Here is a 16,914-nt window from a genome sequence, read left to right as displayed (position 1 = left end):
ACGAAGTTCAAGGCCGAAGCCTACATCCTGACGAAGGAAGAGGGCGGCCGCCACACGCCGTTCTTCACCAACTACCGTCCGCAGTTCTACTTCCGTACGACGGACGTGACGGGCGTGGTGAGCCTTCCCGAAGGCACCGAGATGGTGATGCCTGGCGACAACATCGCCATGGAAGTGACGCTGATCGCGCCGATCGCCATGGAAGAGAAGCTGCGCTTCGCCATCCGTGAAGGCGGCCGCACCGTCGGCGCCGGCGTCGTCTCCTCGATCATCGAGTAATCGCATCGGGTAATCGCATCGGGTGATCGCCGGCTCGCCGGCCGGTTATCCCGTTGGCAGGTCATCAGGGCCATGGCGGCGCCGTCTCGGGACGGCGCCGTCTTTGATTCCAGGCATGGGTTCTGCTGCCCGGGAAACCGGAGGGAGCGGGCGAACCGCGACCTTGTGGGGAAAACTCCGGTTGGCGGCGTTTGCGGCCGGCGGAGCCCTTGCAAGCCGCCGCGCATTGGTGCATGTAGCGGCCACAAGACGTGCGACGCACGTTTCCCGCCGCTAGGAGTGTAGCTCAACTGGCTAGAGCACCGGTCTCCAAAACCGGGGGTTGGGGGTTCGAGTCCCTCCACTCCTGCCAGCGGTGAATAACGTTGGCAGGCTGTCCAGTCGGCGGGTCGGAATCAGCAGACATTCTGGCGCAACGTTGATGGTCGGGGACGCTGCGCGCCCGCTCAGGGTCCTGAGGGGGCTTGACGCAGGCGCTGCAGATCGTCCCTATGTCGACTCCGGATTCCCCGCCCGGCGCGGGCAGGATTCTCACGCAGCGAGGAGCGGGTCGCGCAGGCGACGCCGGCAGATGATGGCGAAGACAAGCCCGGTTGAATTCATCCAGCAGGTTGGCAAGGAGGCCTCCAAGGTCACCTGGCCGACCCGCAGGGAGACGCTGATCACCACGGCCATGGTGTTTGTGATGGTGATCATCGCCGCCATCTTCTTCGTCGCCGCAGATCAGGTTATCCGGTTCGCCGTGAGTCTGATCATCGGCATCGGGCGCTGAAGGGGAGGCAGGACATGGCCATGCGCTGGTACATCGTGCACGCCTACTCCAATTTTGAGAACAAGGTGGCGCAGTCCATTCGCGACCAGGCGCAGCAGCGCAATCTCGAAGAGAAGTTCGAGGAAGTGCTGGTGCCGACCGAGAAGGTCGTGGAGGTGCGTCGCGGCCGCAAGGTCGACACGGAGCGCAAGTTCTTCCCTGGCTATGTGCTGGTGAAGTGCGACCTGACTGATGAGGTCTACCACCTGATCAAGAACACGCCGAAGGTCACCGGTTTCCTGGGGCAGGACCAGAAGCCGATGCCGATCTCCGAGCGTGAGGCCGAGCGCATCAAGGGCCAGGTGGCTGACGGCGTCGAGCGTCCCAAGCCCTCCGTCAGCTTCGAGGTTGGCGAGACGGTGCGCGTGTCGGACGGCCCCTTTGCCTCCTTCAACGGCGTCGTCGAGGAAGTGGACGAGGCCCGGGCCCGCCTCAAGGTGGCGGTGTCGATCTTTGGTCGCGCCACGCCGGTGGATCTGGAGTTCGGCCAGGTCGACAAGGTCTGATCTTCAGGGCCTGGCCCCGGGTTTTCGCCGCGCCCGCCTGGAGCGCGGCGTTTTCATGCGCGTTGGCCCGCGCAGGTGAGTTGCGGTCTGGGTCGTGACTCACCGTTGACAGAATCGCGTTTGGCCATTAACGAACGCGCTTCATCAAACGCCGTGGGAGTCGCGCCGGTCGCCAGCCGGAGAAACGCGTCGCACCGCGGTCTGCGCAGAACCCGGTCGCCGGACTGAAACCAGATCCAGGCGGGCCGGGAGTCTTTTTTCTGGAGCAGTCCATGGCAAAGAAAATTGTTGGCTACATCAAGCTTGAGGTTCCGGCTGGCGCCGCGAATCCCTCGCCGCCGATTGGTCCCGCGCTCGGTCAGCGCGGCCTGAACATCATGGAGTTCTGCAAGGCCTTCAACGCGAAGACCGGGCAGATGGAGAAGGGCACCCCGATCCCGGTGATCATCACCGCCTATGCGGATCGCTCCTTCAGCTTCGAGATGAAGCAGCCGCCGGTTACGTTCTTCCTCAAGAAGGCCGCCAACCTGAAGCTGGGCAAGAAGCCGGCCTCCGGCTCGAAGACCCCGGGCAAGGGCGCGAGCGTCGCCAGGGTGACCGAGGCGCAGGTGCGCGAGATCGCCGAGAAGAAGATGGTCGATCTCAACTGCGACACCGTTGAAGCCGCTGTTTCCATGATCCGTGGCTCGGCCCGGTCCATGGGCATCGAAGTCGTCGCCTGAGGGAGGATAGCATGGCCCGTATTTCCAAGCGCGTCGCCGCTTCCCGCGAAGGTCTCGACCGCAACGCCATCTATGGCGTCGAAGACGCCGTGAAGCTGCTCAAGGCCCGCGCCACCGCCAAGTTCGACGAGACGGTCGAGATCGCCATGAACCTTGGCGTTGATCCCCGTCACGCCGACCAGATGGTTCGCGGCGTCTGCAACCTGCCGAACGGCTCTGGCCGCACCGTGCGCGTGGCGGTGTTCGCCCGCGGCGCCAAGGCTGACGAAGCCAAGGCCGCTGGCGCGGACATTGTTGGCGCCGAGGACCTGCTGGAGCAGATCCAGGGCGGCAACATCAACTTTGACCGCTGCATCGCCACGCCGGACATGATGGGTCTGGTGGGTCGTCTCGGCAAGGTGCTCGGCCCGCGCGGCCTGATGCCGAACCCGCGCGTCGGCACGGTGACCATGGACGTGGCTGGCGCTGTCGGCGCGGCCAAGGGCGGCGCTGTCGAGTTCCGCGTCGAGAAGGCCGGCATTATCCACGCTGGCGTTGGCAAGGTTTCGTTCGACGACGGCAAGCTGGTCGAGAACATCCGCGCCTTCGTTGACGCGGTTGCCAAGGCCAGGCCGACCGGCGCCAAGGGCACGTATATCCAGCGCGTCGCCGTTTCCTCGACCATGGGCCCCGGCCTGCGCGTCGAGCTCGGCAGCGTCACCGCCGCAGCGTAAGCGGCGGGAGGACAGCTTCCGGCGCATGCCAGCAGGGCGATTGACCTATTGGCAAATGGCGTTGGAAAGACTATCTGTCCCCCATGACAATGAAACGTCGGCGTGCGGATTCGCCCCGACGTTTCCATAAATCCGCCCGCAAGGGTGGTTGTGGCTGGAACGGCAGGGCGCAGGTTCTGCCGGGCTGGCCATATGTCCTGTCCGAGACTGCGAGGCGCCAAACGGGCAACCGGGCGGCTTAATATCATCCGATGCCAGCACAGACGGGTCTGACCGCGAATTCTGGAGTTTAGCTGCCCCGGCAGCATCAGCCAGCGTAAAACGGTTCGAACCTCGAGCGCCAGGCGCATCCCGCAAGGAGGCGTGCTGGGGACAGGGCTTGCGAGCGTCGCCTGTAGTGTCCGCATCCCGAAAGGGTCGGGCGTCGGGCGACATGTGCAGCCGGCGAAATGGACCATTCCATTCGCCAACCGGAGAGAGCCAAGTGGACAGAGCAGCAAAAGCTGAGCTCGTCGCGTCTCTCAACGACGTGTTCGCGAACACGGGCGTTGTGGTCGTGGCCCACTATTCGGGCCTTTCGGTCGCCAGCATGCAGAAGCTCCGCAAGGAGATGAAGCAGGCGGGCGCCACCGTGAAGGTCGCGAAGAACCGCATCGCCAAGATCGCTCTCGAAGGCAAGGACGTCGCTTCCATCGCTCCCCTTCTGAAGGGGCCGACATTGCTGGCTTACAGCGATGACCCGGTTGCGGCGCCGAAGGTGGCTGTCGAGTTCGCCAAGACCAACGACAAGTTCGTTGTTCTCGGCGGCGCGATGGGCGCCACCTCCCTCAATGCTGACGGTGTGAAGGCTCTTGCCTCGCTGCCGTCGCTCGACGAACTGCGCGCCAAGCTGGTCGGCCTTGTCCAGGCCCCGGCAACCAAGATCGCGCAGCTCTCGACCGCGCCCGCCGCCAAGCTGGCGCGCGTGTTTGGGGCCTATGCCAACAAGAACGAAGCGGCTTGAGGTCGTCAAGACCCTGTCAAAGTTCGAACATATTCAGGAAAGTTAATCATGGCTGATCTGGCTAAACTCGTCGACGACCTGTCGGCTCTGACCGTTCTCGAGGCCGCTGAGCTGGCCAAGCTTCTCGAAGAGAAGTGGGGCGTTTCCGCTGCTGCGGCTGTGGCCGTTGCTGCTGCTCCGGCCGCTGGCGCTGGCGCCGCCGCCGCTGAAGAGAAGACCGAGTTCAACGTTGTCCTGGCTTCGGCTGGCGACAAGAAGATCGAGGTCATCAAGGAAGTCCGCGCCATCACCGGCCTCGGTCTGAAGGAAGCCAAGGACCTGGTCGAAGGCGCTCCGAAGACCGTCAAGGAAGGCGTCGCGAAGGACGAAGCCAACAAGATCAAGGAACAGCTCGAGAAGGCTGGCGCCAAGGTCGATCTCACCTGATCCGGCCTGTGACCGCCGCTGCGGTCGCGCGATCTTTTGAAAAGACGGTCCCGGAGGGATTCCTCCGGGACCGTCGACCCGTCTCCGGCATCGGGCCGGACACGGCGGGCGGCGACGCCGCCCTGACAGTTTCTGGCGCCAGACGGCGCCGCGCACCCTGGACAGGTCGTTCCGCGCCGCTGGCGCGCTGCTGACCGCCATGGTCGTCTGAATGGCGAGGGACCACATGGCTCAGACCAACACCAGCAGGAAACGTCTCCGCAAGTTCTTCGGCAAGATCAACGAAGTCGCGGAGATGCCGAACCTCATTGAGGTTCAGAAGGCGTCCTATGACCAGTTTCTGTTGGTTGAAGAGCCAGAAGGCGGCCGTCCCGACGAAGGGCTCGAGGCCGTTTTCCGCTCGGTCTTTCCGATCGGCGATTTTTCCGGCGCGTCGCTGCTGGAGTTCGTCAAGTACACCTTCGAAGCGCCGAAATACGACGTGGACGAGTGCCGGCAGCGCGGCCTGACCTTCGCCGCGCCCCTCAAGGTCACCCTGCGTCTGATCGTGTTTGATATCGACGAGGACACCGGCGCCAAGTCCGTCAAGGACATCAAGGAGCAGGACGTCTACATGGGCGATATCCCGCTCATGACCGACAACGGCACCTTCATCGTCAACGGCACCGAGCGCGTCATCGTCTCGCAGATGCACCGTTCGCCGGGCGTGTTCTTCGACCACGACAAGGGCAAGACCCATTCGTCGGGCAAGCTGCTGTTCGCCGCCCGCATCATCCCCTATCGCGGCTCCTGGCTGGACATCGAGTTCGACGCCAAGGACATCGTCTACGCGCGCATCGACCGTCGCCGCAAGATTCCGGTGACGTCGCTGCTGTACGCCCTGGGGCTGGACGGCGAGGGCATCCTCTCGACCTTCTACCGCCAGATCATGTACGCCAAGGACAAGCACGGCTGGCGCGCGCCGTTCGATCCCGAGCGCATGAAGGGCTTCAAGGCCAACGTCGACGTCATCGACGCCGAGACCGGCGAAGTCGTGATCGAGGCCGGCCGCAAGCTGACCGTCCGCTCCGCCCGCCAGCTGGCCGAGAAGGGGCTGAAGTTCCTGCGCGTGCCGGATGAGGACGTGGTTGGCCAGTACGTGGCCGAGGACCTGGTCAATCCGCTGACGGGCGAGATCTTCGCGGAAGCCGGCGACGAGTTGAGCGAGAAGCTGCTGGCGCAGCTTGAAGAAGCCGGCTTCGATGAACTGCCGGTGCTCGACATCGACCACGTCACCGTGGGGCCCTACATCCGCAACACCCTGGCGATCGACAAGAACAACGCCCGTGAGGAGGCGCTGTTCGACATCTATCGCGTCATGCGTCCGGGCGAGCCGCCGACTCTCGAGGCGGCCGAGGCGATGTTCCATTCGCTGTTCTTTGACGCCGAGCGCTACGACCTGTCCGCCGTCGGCCGCGTCAAGATGAACATGCGTCTCGATCTCGACTGCCCCGACACCGTGCGCACCCTGCGCAAGGAAGACATGCTGGCGGTGGTCAAGGCGCTGGTTGACCTGCGTGACGGCAAGGGCGAGGTGGACGACATCGACCACCTCGGCAACCGCCGCGTGCGCTCGGTCGGTGAGCTGATGGAGAACCAGTACCGCCTGGGTCTGCTGCGCATGGAGCGCGCCATCAAGGAGCGCATGTCCTCGGTCGACATCGACACCGTGATGCCGCAGGACCTGATCAACGCCAAGCCGGCCGCCGCCGCCGTGCGCGAGTTCTTCGGCTCCTCGCAGCTGTCGCAGTTCATGGACCAGACGAACCCGCTGTCGGAAGTTACTCACAAACGTCGTCTTTCGGCGCTTGGCCCCGGTGGTCTGACGCGTGAGCGCGCAGGCTTCGAAGTGCGCGACGTCCACACGACGCACTACGGCCGCATCTGCCCGATCGAGACGCCGGAAGGTCCGAACATCGGCCTGATCAACTCGCTGGCGACCTTCGCCCGGGTGAACAAGTACGGCTTCATCGAGGCGCCTTACCGCGCCGTGCGCAACGGCGTCGTCACCGACGACGTGGTCTATCTGTCGGCGATGGAGGAGGCGAAGTACAACGTCGCCCAGGCCAACGCCGCCGTGGACGAGGGCGGCAAGCTGAGCGAAGAGCTGGTGGTGTGCCGTCACGCGGGCGACGTGGTGGTGTTGCCGCCGGACCGCGTTGACTTCATGGACGTGTCGCCGAAGCAGCTGGTGTCGGTCGCCGCGGCGCTGATCCCGTTCCTTGAGAACGACGACGCCAACCGCGCGCTGATGGGCTCGAACATGCAGCGCCAGGCGGTGCCGCTGGTCAAGGCCGACGCGCCGTTCGTCGGCACGGGCATGGAGGCCGTGGTCGCCCGGGATTCCGGCGCCGCCATCGCCGCGCGCCGCACCGGCATCGTCGACCAGGTTGACGCCACCCGTATCGTCGTGCGCGCCACGGAGCATCTCGATCCGACCCGCTCGGGCGTCGATATCTACCGGCTGATGAAGTTCCAGCGTTCTAACCAGAACACCTGCATCAACCAGCGTCCGCTGGTCAAGGTGGGCGACTTCGTGCGCAAGGGCGACATCATTGCCGACGGTCCGTCGACGGATCTCGGCGAGCTGGCGCTGGGCCGCAACTGCCTCGTCGCGTTCATGCCGTGGAACGGCTACAACTTCGAGGACTCCATCCTGCTGTCCGAGCGCATCGTGCGCGACGACGTGTTCACCTCGATCCATCTGGAAGAATTCGAGGTGATGGCCCGCGACACCAAGCTGGGCCCGGAGGAGATCACCCGCGACATTCCGAACGTTTCGGAAGAGACGCTGAAGAACCTCGACGAAGCCGGCATCGTCTATGTCGGCGCCGAGGTTCATGCGGGCGACATCCTCGTCGGCAAGATCACGCCGAAGGGCGAAAGCCCGATGACGCCGGAAGAGAAGCTGTTGCGCGCCATTTTCGGCGAGAAGGCTTCGGATGTGCGCGACACCTCGCTGCGCGTGCCCCCGGGCGTCACCGGCACCATCGTCGAAGTGCGCGTGTTCAACCGCCACGGCGTCGACAAGGACGAACGCGCCCAGGCCATCGAGCGCGAGGAGATCGAACGTCTGGCCAAGGACCGGGACGACGAGCAGGCGATCCTCGATCGCAACGTGTTCGCCCGTCTCTCCGAGGCGCTGATCGGCCAGGTCGCCATCGCCGGCCCCAAGGGCGCGAAGAAGGACGTTGAGATCAGCCGCGCTGTTCTCGAGGAGCACCCGCGCTCGCAGTGGTGGCAGTTCGCTGTCGCCAACGATCAGCTCATGAGCGAGATCGAGGCGATGCGGAAGCAGTACGACGAGTCGAAGAAGCGTCTTGAGCAGCGCTTCCTTGACAAGGTCGAGAAGGTGCAGCGCGGCGACGAGCTGCTTCCTGGCGTGATGAAGATGGTCAAGGTCTTCATCGCCGTGAAGCGCAAGATCCAGCCGGGCGACAAGATGGCCGGTCGTCACGGCAACAAGGGCGTCGTGTCGCGCATCCTGCCGATCGAGGACATGCCGTTCCTTGCGGACGGCACCCACGTCGACGTGGTGCTGAACCCGCTGGGCGTGCCGAGCCGCATGAACGTCGGCCAGATTCTCGAGACGCACCTGGGCTGGGCTGCGGCCGGTCTTGGCAAGCAGATCGGCGCGGCCGTGGACGCTTACATGCGGGACGGCGAGGAGCAGGCGCTGCGCGGCAAGCTGCTGGACGTGTACGAGGGCAACGAGATCATCAATGATCTCGATCGCGACGAGCTGGTCGAGCTGGGCGAGAACCTGCGGCGCGGCGTGCCGATGGCGACGCCGGTGTTCGACGGCGCCCGCGAGAGCGACATCGAAGCGATGCTGGAGAAGGCGGGCGTCAATCGCACCGGCCAGTCGACCGTCTATGACGGCCGCACGGGCGAGCCGTTCGACCGGCAGGTGACCGTTGGCTACATCTATATCCTGAAGCTGCACCATCTGGTGGACGACAAGATCCACGCCCGCTCCATCGGCCCCTACAGCCTGGTGACCCAGCAGCCGCTGGGCGGCAAGGCGCAGTTTGGCGGCCAGCGCTTCGGCGAGATGGAGGTGTGGGCTCTGGAAGCTTATGGCGCCGCCTACACGCTACAGGAGATGCTCACGGTCAAGTCGGACGACGTGGCCGGCCGCACCAAGGTCTACGAGGCGATCGTCCGGGGCGACGACACCTTTGAGGCCGGCATCCCCGAGAGCTTCAACGTGCTCGTCAAGGAAATGCGGTCGCTGGGCCTTAATGTTGAACTTCAGGACAGCAAGCTGCTTGAAGCCAACAACCAGGATGAGCTGCCGCCGTCCGAGGCCGCCGAATAAGTTTGCGTCAGCGCGCGCCCCGGTTTTCCGGGGCGCCGGTCAGAAGGGAAGCCCGCGGACGCATGGTCCCGGCTTCCGGGGAAGGGCTCCGGCGATCCTGCCGTCCTTCTGGATGAATTCAAGGAGTTGGTGATGAATCAAGAGGTCATGAATCTCTTCAACACCCAGGCGCCGGCGCAGACGTTCGACAAGATCAAGATCTCGATCGCCAGCCCTGAAAAGATCCTTTCGTGGTCGTTCGGCGAGATCAAGAAGCCGGAAACCATCAACTATCGCACGTTCAAGCCTGAACGCGACGGCCTGTTCTGCGCGCGCATTTTTGGCCCGATCAAGGACTACGAGTGCCTGTGCGGCAAGTACAAGCGCATGAAGTACAAGGGCGTGATCTGCGAAAAGTGCGGCGTCGAGGTGACGCTGGCGCGCGTCCGTCGCGAGCGCATGGGTCACATCGAGCTGGCCGCTCCGGTCGCGCACATCTGGTTCCTGAAGTCGCTGCCGTCGCGCATCGGCCTGCTGCTGGACATGACGCTCAAGGATCTTGAGCGCATCCTGTACTTCGAGTCGTATGTCGTGCTTGACGCTGGCATCACGCCGCTCAAGGACCGCCAGCTGCTGTCCGAGGACGACTATCTGCGCGCCCAGGACGAGTATGGCGAGGACAGCTTCACCGCCAAGATTGGCGCGGAAGCCATCCGCGACATGTTGCGCGACATGGATCTGGACAAGATCGCCGCCGACATCCGCGAGGAAATTTCCACAACGACTTCAGAGCTGAAGCCGAAAAAGCTGATGAAACGTCTCAAGATCATTGAGGCCTTCCAGCTCTCCGGCAACAAGCCTGAGTGGATGATCCTGACGGTCGTGCCGGTGATCCCGCCGGATCTGCGTCCGCTGGTTCCGCTGGATGGCGGTCGCTTCGCCACTTCGGACCTGAACGACCTGTACCGTCGCGTCATCAACCGCAACAACCGCCTGAAGCGGCTGATCGAGCTGCGCGCTCCGGACATCATCATCCGGAACGAGAAGCGCATGTTGCAGGAGTCGGTTGACGCCCTGTTCGACAACGGCCGTCGCGGCCGCGTCATCACTGGCGCCAACAAGCGGCCGCTGAAGTCGCTCGCCGACATGCTGAAGGGCAAGCAGGGCCGGTTCCGTCAGAACCTGCTCGGCAAGCGCGTCGACTATTCCGGCCGTTCGGTTATCGTCGTCGGTCCGGAGATGAAGCTGCACCAGTGCGGCCTGCCGAAGAAGATGGCGCTTGAGCTGTTCAAGCCGTTCATCTACGCGCGCCTTGACGCCAAGGGCCACGCTTCCACCGTGAAGCAGGCCAAGAAGCTGGTGGAGAAGGAGAAGCCGGAGGTCTGGGATATTCTCGACGAGGTCATCCGCGAACATCCGGTGATGCTGAACCGCGCCCCGACCCTGCACCGCCTTGGCATTCAGGCCTTTGAGCCGGTGCTGATCGAGGGCAAGGCGATCCAGCTGCATCCGCTGGTCTGCGCCGCGTTCAACGCCGACTTCGACGGCGACCAGATGGCCGTGCACGTTCCGCTGTCGCTCGAAGCGCAGCTGGAAGCGCGCGTGCTGATGATGTCGACCAATAACATCCTGCATCCGGCCAACGGCGCGCCGATCATTGTGCCGTCCCAGGACATCGTGCTGGGTCTGTATTACCTGTCGATGATCGCCGATGGCGAGCCGGGCGAGTACAAGGCCGGTAATACGCGCAACCCCATGCAGGGCGTTTATGGTGAGTTCGGCGAGCTTGAGCACGCCATCGCCAGCCGGGTCGTGACGCTGCACAGCAAGATCAAGTATCGCTGGACCGGCCTCGACGAGAATGGCGAGCAGACCACGCGCACCTATGACACCACGCCTGGCCGCGTGATCCTGTCGCGCGTCATCCCCTCGCATCCGCGCCTGCCCTTCGACGTCGTGAACAAGCTCATGACCAAGAAGGAGATCCAGGGTCTCATCGACCTCGTCTACCGCGTCTGCGGCCAGAAGGAATCGGTGATCTTCTGCGATCGCATCATGGCGCTGGGCTTTGCGCACGCCTGCCGCGCCGGCATTTCCTTCGGCAAGGACGACATGGTCGTGCCGCCGAACAAGTGGGAGATCGTCGACGCCACCCGCGCGCTCGTGAAGGACTACGAGCAGCAGTACCAGGACGGCCTGATCACCCAGGGCGAAAAGTACAACAAGGTGGTCGACGCCTGGGCCAAGTGCTCGGACAAGCTGGCCGCCGAAATGATGGTCGGCATCTCGACCGTCAAGAAGGACGCCAACGGCCGCGACCTGCCGGTGAACTCCATCTATATGATGGCGCACTCCGGCGCCCGTGGCTCGCCGGCCCAGATGAAGCAGCTCGGCGCCATGCGCGGCCTGATGGCCAAGCCGTCGGGTGAGATCATCGAGAGCGCGATTGTTTCGAACTTCAAGGAAGGTCTGGACGTTCTCGAGTACTTCAACTCGACCCACGGCGCCCGCAAGGGCCTCGCGGACACCGCGTTGAAGACCGCCAACTCGGGCTACCTGACCCGCCGTCTGGTGGACGTCGCCCAGGACGCGGTGATCCGCGAGCCGGATTGCGGCACCGAGAGCGGCATCACCATGCGCGCCATCATTGACTCCGGTCAGATCGTGGCGTCGCTGGTTTCCCGCGTGCTTGGCCGCACGGTGGCGGAGGACGTCTTCGACGCTGAAGGCAATGTCATCGTCGCCAAGGGCGAGATGGTCGAAGAGAAGCACATCGACCCGATCAACGCCGCCAACGTCCAGCAGGTGAAGATCCGTTCGGTTCTGACCTGCCAGTCGAAGAACGGCGTGTGCGCCACCTGCTACGGCCGCGACCTGGCCCGTGGCGAGACGGTCAACATGGGTGAGGCTGTCGGCGTCATCGCCGCGCAGTCGATCGGCGAGCCGGGCACCCAGCTGACCATGCGCACCTTCCACATCGGCGGCGCGGCGCAGATCGCCGACCATTCGTTCCTCGAGACCAATTTTGAGGGCACGGTCAAGATCCGCAACCGTCATGTGGCGCGCAACTCCGAGGGCGAGCTGGTTGCCCTGGCGCGCAACATCTCGATCGTCATCATGGGGCCGGACGGCGTCGAACGCGCCGCGCACCGCGTGCAGTATGGCGCGCGCCTGAAGGTTGATGACGGCGATACGGTGAAGCGCGGCCAGCGGATCGCTGACTGGGACCCGTATACCCGTCCGGTCCTCACCGAGGTCGACGGCGTGGTGGCGTACGAGGACCTGGTCGAGGGCGCCTCGCTGACGGAGACGGTGGACGAGTCGACCGGCATCGCCAAGCGCATGGTCATCGACTGGCGCGGCAGCGCCCGCACCGCCGACCTGAAGCCGGCGATCGTGATCATGCAGAATGGCAAGATCGCCAAGCTGCAGCGCGGCAGCGACGCCCGTTCGCTGCTGTCGGTCGACGCAATCATCGCGGTCGATCCTGGCGCGACGGTCAAGGCTGGCGACGTGCTGGCGCGTATCCCAATGGACAGCGCCAAGACCCGCGACATCACGGGCGGTCTGCCGCGCGTGGCGGAGCTGTTCGAGGCGCGGCGTCCGAAGGAAGCCGCCATCATCGCCGAGAAGTCGGGCACCGTCCGCTTCGGCCGCGACTACAAGAACAAGCGTCGCCTGACGCTGGAGCCGCATGACGGTTCCGACGCGGTCGAGTACCTGATCCCGAAGGGCAAGCACATTCACCTTCAGGATGGCGACGTGGTGGAAGTCGGCGACTTCATCGTCGACGGCAACCCGGCGCCGCACGACATCCTCGCCATCAAGGGCGTGGAGGAGCTGGCCGCCTATCTCGTCAACGAGATCCAGGAGGTCTACCGTCTGCAGGGCGTGACCATCAACGACAAGCACATCGAGGTGATCGTTCGCCAGATGCTGCAGAAGGTTGAGATCACCGATCCAGGCGATTCCGAGTTCCTCACCGGCGAGCAGGTGGACCGCTTCGATCTCAATGAGGCCAATCAGGCGCTCATCGAAGAGAAGAAGCAGCCGGCCCAGGGCAACCCGGTGCTGCTCGGCATCACCAAGGCGTCGCTGCAGACCCGCTCGTTCATCTCGGCGGCGTCGTTCCAGGAGACTACCCGCGTTCTCACCGAGGCGGCGGTCAACGGCAAGTCCGACAACCTGGAAGGCCTGAAGGAGAACGTGATCGTTGGCTCGCTGATCCCGGCCGGCACCGGATCGGTCGCCGCGGCGTTGCGCGAGATCGCCACCAGGCGCGACGATCTGATCCTGGCCCAGCACCGTCGCCCGGCCCCGACGCCAGCGGTTCCGCCGACTGGCGCGCTGCCGGCGGCGGAATGATCGCCGGAGCCGGCGGACAACAGAACATGATGGGGTCGCCTCCGGGCGGCCCTATTTTTTTGGGGAGGCGAGGGGGCGGCGGAGGCATGAGAAGCGCGTCCCGAACGCGCCGTGCTGGCCCCGGCGTGACGATGGCGGCGGGACAGGTGGTTAACGAATAATTAACCGCCGCGCGAGGCGCTGCAAACCCCGATGGCGGTTGACGAAACCCGACTCGTTGGGTAGAAGGACGCCACTCGACAGGCCGTAGGTCATTTTGAATCAGGGCGACATGCCCCGATGCAGCCGCCTAAACGCTGTCCATCAAGCACCCCCTGACGCAAGTCAGATGTCATTCCTGGGGCAAGATCCCGCCAATCTGGGCGTGATCCTCTGCAATGGCAGCGCCGGAGGCCTTGAAAGGTCGAAGGCGCGAATTCGTTTTGGTTGCGCGCCACGCGGGGCCGGCGATACAGCCTGGGGCATTGGCGGTGAAGCGCTGTGGTTCAGCCGCGCGCAGCGCCGGAATTATAATGGCCGTGCGGGAAACCGGCGGCGTTCGGAAGAGAGAACTCGATGCCGACGATCAGTCAGCTCATTCGCAAGCCGCGTGTCGCGCAGAAGGCTCGCGACAAGGTTCCCGCGCTGCAGGCCTGCCCGCAGAAGCGCGGCGTGTGCACCCGCGTTTACACCACGACCCCGAAGAAGCCGAACTCGGCTCTGCGTAAGGTCGCCAAGGTTCGTCTGACCAATGGCTTCGAGGTCATTGGTTACATTCCGGGTGAGGGGCACAACCTGCAGGAGCACTCGGTCGTCATGATCCGCGGCGGTCGCGTGAAGGACCTTCCGGGCGTGCGCTATCACATCCTGCGCGGCGTTCTCGACACCCAGGGCGTCAAGAACCGCAAGCAGCGTCGTTCGAAGTACGGCGCGAAGCGTCCGAAGTAAGTCTGATGCGTCGCAGGGCGTACCGCGCCCGCGACCTGGTCAGTTGAATTGATGCGCCGCCGGCCGGTGGGTTGTGGCGCCGAAGTTATGCAAGGGTCCGACAATGTCCCGTCGTCACAGCGCTGAAAAGCGTGAGATCATTCCCGACGCCAAGTTCCATGACGTGGTTGTCACCAAGTTCATGAACTCGATCATGTACGACGGCAAGAAATCGGCCGCCGAAGCGATCGTTTATGGCGCATTCGACATCATCGAGGCGAAGGCCAAGGCCGATCCGCTCGATGTGTTCCGTCAGGCGCTCGACAACGTCGCTCCGGCGATCGAGGTCCGGTCCCGTCGCGTCGGCGGCGCCACCTATCAGGTGCCGGTCGAAGTTCGCGCCGAGCGCCGCCAGGCTCTGGCCATCCGCTGGCTGATCCAGGCTGCCCGCAACCGCAACGACCGCACCATGGTGGACCGTCTGTCGGCCGAGCTGCTCGATGCGTCGAACAATCGCGGCAACGCTGTCAAGAAGCGTGAAGATACGCACCGTATGGCTGAAGCGAACCGTGCGTTCTCGCACTATCGCTGGTAACGCGCGCACGGTTTCGGAGACACGACAATGGCTCGCAGTCACGCTATCGAAGACTATCGTAACTTCGGCATTATGGCCCACATCGATGCTGGCAAGACGACGACGACCGAGCGTATCCTGTACTTCACGGGCAAGAACCACCGTATCGGCGAGACGCATGACGGCGCCGCCACGATGGACTTCATGGCCCAGGAGCAGGAGCGCGGCATCACCATCACGTCGGCGGCGACGACCTGTTTCTGGCGCGGCAAGCGTCTGAACATCATCGACACCCCCGGCCACGTTGACTTCACCATCGAGGTGGAGCGTTCGCTCCGTGTGCTCGACGGCGCCGTGTGCGTGCTGGACGGCAACCAGGGCGTCGAGCCCCAGACCGAAACCGTGTGGCGTCAGGCTGACAAGTACGACGTGCCGCGCATCGTGTTCGTCAACAAGATGGACAAGATCGGCGCTGACTTCTATCGCTGCCTCGACGACATCGTTGACCGCGTTGGCGGCAAGCCGGTTGCGCTGCAGCTGCCGATCGGCGCCGAGAGCGATTTCCAGGGTGTTGTCGACCTCATCACCATGCAGGGCTTGGTGTGGGATGGCGACGCTGGTCATCCGCCGGTGGTTGGCGAGATTCCCGCCGACCTGGCCGAGAAGGCCGCCGAGTTCCGCAGCAAGCTTGTTGAAGCCTGCGTCGAGCTCGACGACGACGCCATGACGGCTTATCTGGAGGGCGTGGAGCCGGACGCTGATGCGATCCGCAAGCTGCTGCGCAAGGCCGTGGCCCAGCGCGCGTTCCATCCGGTGATGTGCGGTTCGGCGTTCAAGAACAAGGGCGTGCAGCCGCTGCTCGACGCCGTGGTCGACTACCTGCCGGCTCCGTCCGATCGTGAAGCCATCGACGGCATCCTGCCGGACTCGGAAGAGCCGGCCACGCGCAAGCCGTCGGACGCGGATCCGTTCTCCATGCTCGCGTTCAAGATCATGGACGACCCCTTCGTCGGCACCATCACCTTCTGCCGCGTGTATTCGGGCAAGGTGGAGTCCGGCCAGAGCGTCGCTAATTCGACCCGCGACAAGAAGGAACGCGTTGGCCGCATGCTGCTGATGCACGCGAACAACCGTGAGGATATCAAGGAAGCCTATGCTGGCGACATCGTCGCGCTGGCCGGCCTCAAGGATACCCGCACCGGCGACACGCTGTGCGATCCGCTGAAGCCGATCATCCTTGAGCAGATGGAGTTCCCGGAGCCGGTGATCACCATCGCCATCGAGCCGAAGTCGAAGGCTGACCAGGAGAAGCTGGGTCTGGCCCTGTCGAAGCTCGCCGCCGAGGATCCGTCGTTCCGCGTGTCCACCGATCAGGAGTCGGGTCAGACCATCCTGCGCGGCATGGGCGAGCTGCACCTCGACATCAAGGTCGACATCCTGCGCCGCACCTACAAGGTTGACGCCAATGTCGGCGCTCCGCAGGTGGCGTATCGCGAGACGATGACCCGCGCGGTCGATGTGGACTACACCCACAAGAAGCAGACCGGCGGCACCGGCCAGTTCGCCCGCGTCAAGTTCACGGTCGAGCCGAACGAGCCTGGCAAGGGCTTCGAGTTCGAGTCGAAGATCGTCGGCGGCGCGGTGCCGAAGGAGTACATCCCGGGCGTCGAAAAGGGCCTGCAGAGCGTCCTGTCGTCGGGTGTTCTCGCCGGCTTCCCGGTCGTCGACATCAAGGTGACGCTGACGGACGGCGCCTTCCACGAAGTCGACTCGTCGGCCCTGGCCTTCGAAATCGCCTCGCGCGCCGCGCTGCGTGAAGCCCTCCAGAAGGGCGGCGCCGTGCTCCTCGAGCCGATCATGAAGGTCGAGGTGGTGACGCCCGAGGACTATACGGGTTCGGTTATTGGCGACCTGAACTCCCGTCGCGGCCAGATCCAGGGTCAGGACATGCGCGGCAACGCTGTTGTCGTTAACGCCATGGTCCCGCTGGCCAACATGTTTGGTTACGTGAACCAGCTCCGGTCGTTCAGCCAGGGGCGGGCGAACTACACCATGCAGTTCGACCACTATGAACAGGTTCCGCAGGCCGTCGCGCAGGAGGTTCAGGCGAAATACGCCTGATCCTTCCCCCGATCTGAGCGAACCCATTTGTAATTTGAGAGTTTCAGGGAGCCTAAGATGGCCAAAGAGAAATTTTCGCGGACGAAGCCGCACTGCAACATTGGCACGATCGGCCACGTTGACCACGGCAAGACGTCACTGACCGCTGC

At 64.1% G+C, this 16,914-nt stretch carries 13 protein-coding genes and 1 tRNA gene; all 14 read left to right on the top strand.

Annotation, left to right across the window (positions count from 1 at the left end; translation table 11 throughout):
- The coding region (locus tag EV666_RS17100) for an elongation factor Tu (RefSeq protein WP_483458298.1) at positions 1–279 on the top strand (279 nt) is incomplete at its 5' end.
- A gap of 275 nt (positions 280–554) precedes the next feature.
- Positions 555–631 (top strand) — tRNA-Trp (locus tag EV666_RS17095).
- Between the two features lie 219 nt (positions 632–850).
- Positions 851–1,051, top strand: a complete 201-nt coding sequence (secE, locus tag EV666_RS17090; protein WP_244642660.1) for a preprotein translocase subunit SecE — start codon at positions 851–853, stop codon at positions 1,049–1,051.
- Positions 1,052–1,065: 14 nt separating this feature from the next.
- Positions 1,066–1,596: a transcription termination/antitermination protein NusG gene (nusG, locus tag EV666_RS17085; RefSeq protein ID WP_132010722.1), complete on the top strand. Its 531-nt coding sequence runs from the start codon at positions 1,066–1,068 to the stop codon at positions 1,594–1,596.
- Positions 1,597–1,868: 272 nt separating this feature from the next.
- On the top strand, positions 1,869–2,318 hold the full coding sequence (rplK, locus tag EV666_RS17080) for a 50S ribosomal protein L11 (protein ID WP_132010720.1): 450 nt from the start codon (positions 1,869–1,871) through the stop codon (positions 2,316–2,318).
- Between the two features lie 11 nt (positions 2,319–2,329).
- Positions 2,330–3,031 carry a 50S ribosomal protein L1 gene (gene rplA / locus EV666_RS17075; RefSeq protein ID WP_132010718.1) on the top strand — a complete coding sequence of 234 codons (702 nt, stop codon included), beginning with the start codon at positions 2,330–2,332 and terminating at the stop codon, positions 3,029–3,031.
- 484 nt (positions 3,032–3,515) lie between these two features.
- Positions 3,516–4,034: a 50S ribosomal protein L10 gene (rplJ, locus tag EV666_RS17070; RefSeq protein ID WP_132010716.1), complete on the top strand. Its 519-nt coding sequence runs from the start codon at positions 3,516–3,518 to the stop codon at positions 4,032–4,034.
- A gap of 48 nt (positions 4,035–4,082) precedes the next feature.
- Positions 4,083–4,460 carry a 50S ribosomal protein L7/L12 gene (gene rplL / locus EV666_RS17065; RefSeq protein WP_132010714.1) on the top strand — a complete coding sequence of 126 codons (378 nt, stop codon included), beginning with the start codon at positions 4,083–4,085 and terminating at the stop codon, positions 4,458–4,460.
- 226 nt (positions 4,461–4,686) lie between these two features.
- Entirely contained in the window at positions 4,687–8,820 is a 4,134-nt protein-coding gene (rpoB, locus tag EV666_RS17060; RefSeq protein WP_132010712.1) for a DNA-directed RNA polymerase subunit beta, read from the top strand.
- Between the two features lie 132 nt (positions 8,821–8,952).
- Positions 8,953–13,164, top strand: coding sequence for a DNA-directed RNA polymerase subunit beta' (gene rpoC, locus EV666_RS17055; RefSeq protein WP_132010710.1), 4,212 nt, complete (start codon positions 8,953–8,955; stop codon positions 13,162–13,164).
- Between the two features lie 555 nt (positions 13,165–13,719).
- The gene (gene rpsL / locus EV666_RS17050; RefSeq protein ID WP_132010708.1) at positions 13,720–14,091 is read left to right on the top strand and encodes a 30S ribosomal protein S12; all 372 of its coding nucleotides are present in this window, start codon (positions 13,720–13,722) and stop codon (positions 14,089–14,091) included.
- Positions 14,092–14,194: 103 nt separating this feature from the next.
- Entirely contained in the window at positions 14,195–14,665 is a 471-nt protein-coding gene (gene rpsG / locus EV666_RS17045) for a 30S ribosomal protein S7 (protein WP_132010706.1), read from the top strand.
- 27 nt (positions 14,666–14,692) lie between these two features.
- Entirely contained in the window at positions 14,693–16,765 is a 2,073-nt protein-coding gene (fusA, locus tag EV666_RS17040) for an elongation factor G (protein ID WP_132010704.1), read from the top strand.
- Positions 16,766–16,822: 57 nt separating this feature from the next.
- A partial coding sequence (locus EV666_RS18480; RefSeq protein ID WP_131860583.1) for a GTP-binding protein occupies positions 16,823–16,914 on the top strand: 92 nt, incomplete at its 3' end.

The sequence above is a fragment of the Camelimonas lactis genome (assembly GCF_004342915.1).
Taxonomy (GTDB): Bacteria; Pseudomonadota; Alphaproteobacteria; order Rhizobiales; family Beijerinckiaceae; genus Camelimonas; species Camelimonas lactis.
Note: the sequence above shows the minus strand (reverse complement) of the source record. Positions and strands in the feature narration are given on the sequence as shown.

Excerpts from the sequence above, each read along its gene's own strand:
- secE (WP_244642660.1), top strand. The coding sequence starts at position 851 with ATGATGGCGAAGACAAGCCCGGTTGAATTCATCCAGCAGGTTGGCAAG.
- nusG (WP_132010722.1), top strand. The coding sequence starts at position 1,066 with ATGGCCATGCGCTGGTACATCGTGCACGCCTACTCCAATTTTGAGAAC.
- rplK (WP_132010720.1), top strand. The coding sequence starts at position 1,869 with ATGGCAAAGAAAATTGTTGGCTACATCAAGCTTGAGGTTCCGGCTGGC.
- rplA (WP_132010718.1), top strand. The coding sequence starts at position 2,330 with ATGGCCCGTATTTCCAAGCGCGTCGCCGCTTCCCGCGAAGGTCTCGAC.
- rplL (WP_132010714.1), top strand. The coding sequence starts at position 4,083 with ATGGCTGATCTGGCTAAACTCGTCGACGACCTGTCGGCTCTGACCGTT.
- rpoB (WP_132010712.1), top strand. The coding sequence starts at position 4,687 with ATGGCTCAGACCAACACCAGCAGGAAACGTCTCCGCAAGTTCTTCGGC.
- rpoC (WP_132010710.1), top strand. The coding sequence starts at position 8,953 with ATGAATCAAGAGGTCATGAATCTCTTCAACACCCAGGCGCCGGCGCAG.
- rpsL (WP_132010708.1), top strand. The coding sequence starts at position 13,720 with ATGCCGACGATCAGTCAGCTCATTCGCAAGCCGCGTGTCGCGCAGAAG.
- rpsG (WP_132010706.1), top strand. The coding sequence starts at position 14,195 with ATGTCCCGTCGTCACAGCGCTGAAAAGCGTGAGATCATTCCCGACGCC.
- fusA (WP_132010704.1), top strand. The coding sequence starts at position 14,693 with ATGGCTCGCAGTCACGCTATCGAAGACTATCGTAACTTCGGCATTATG.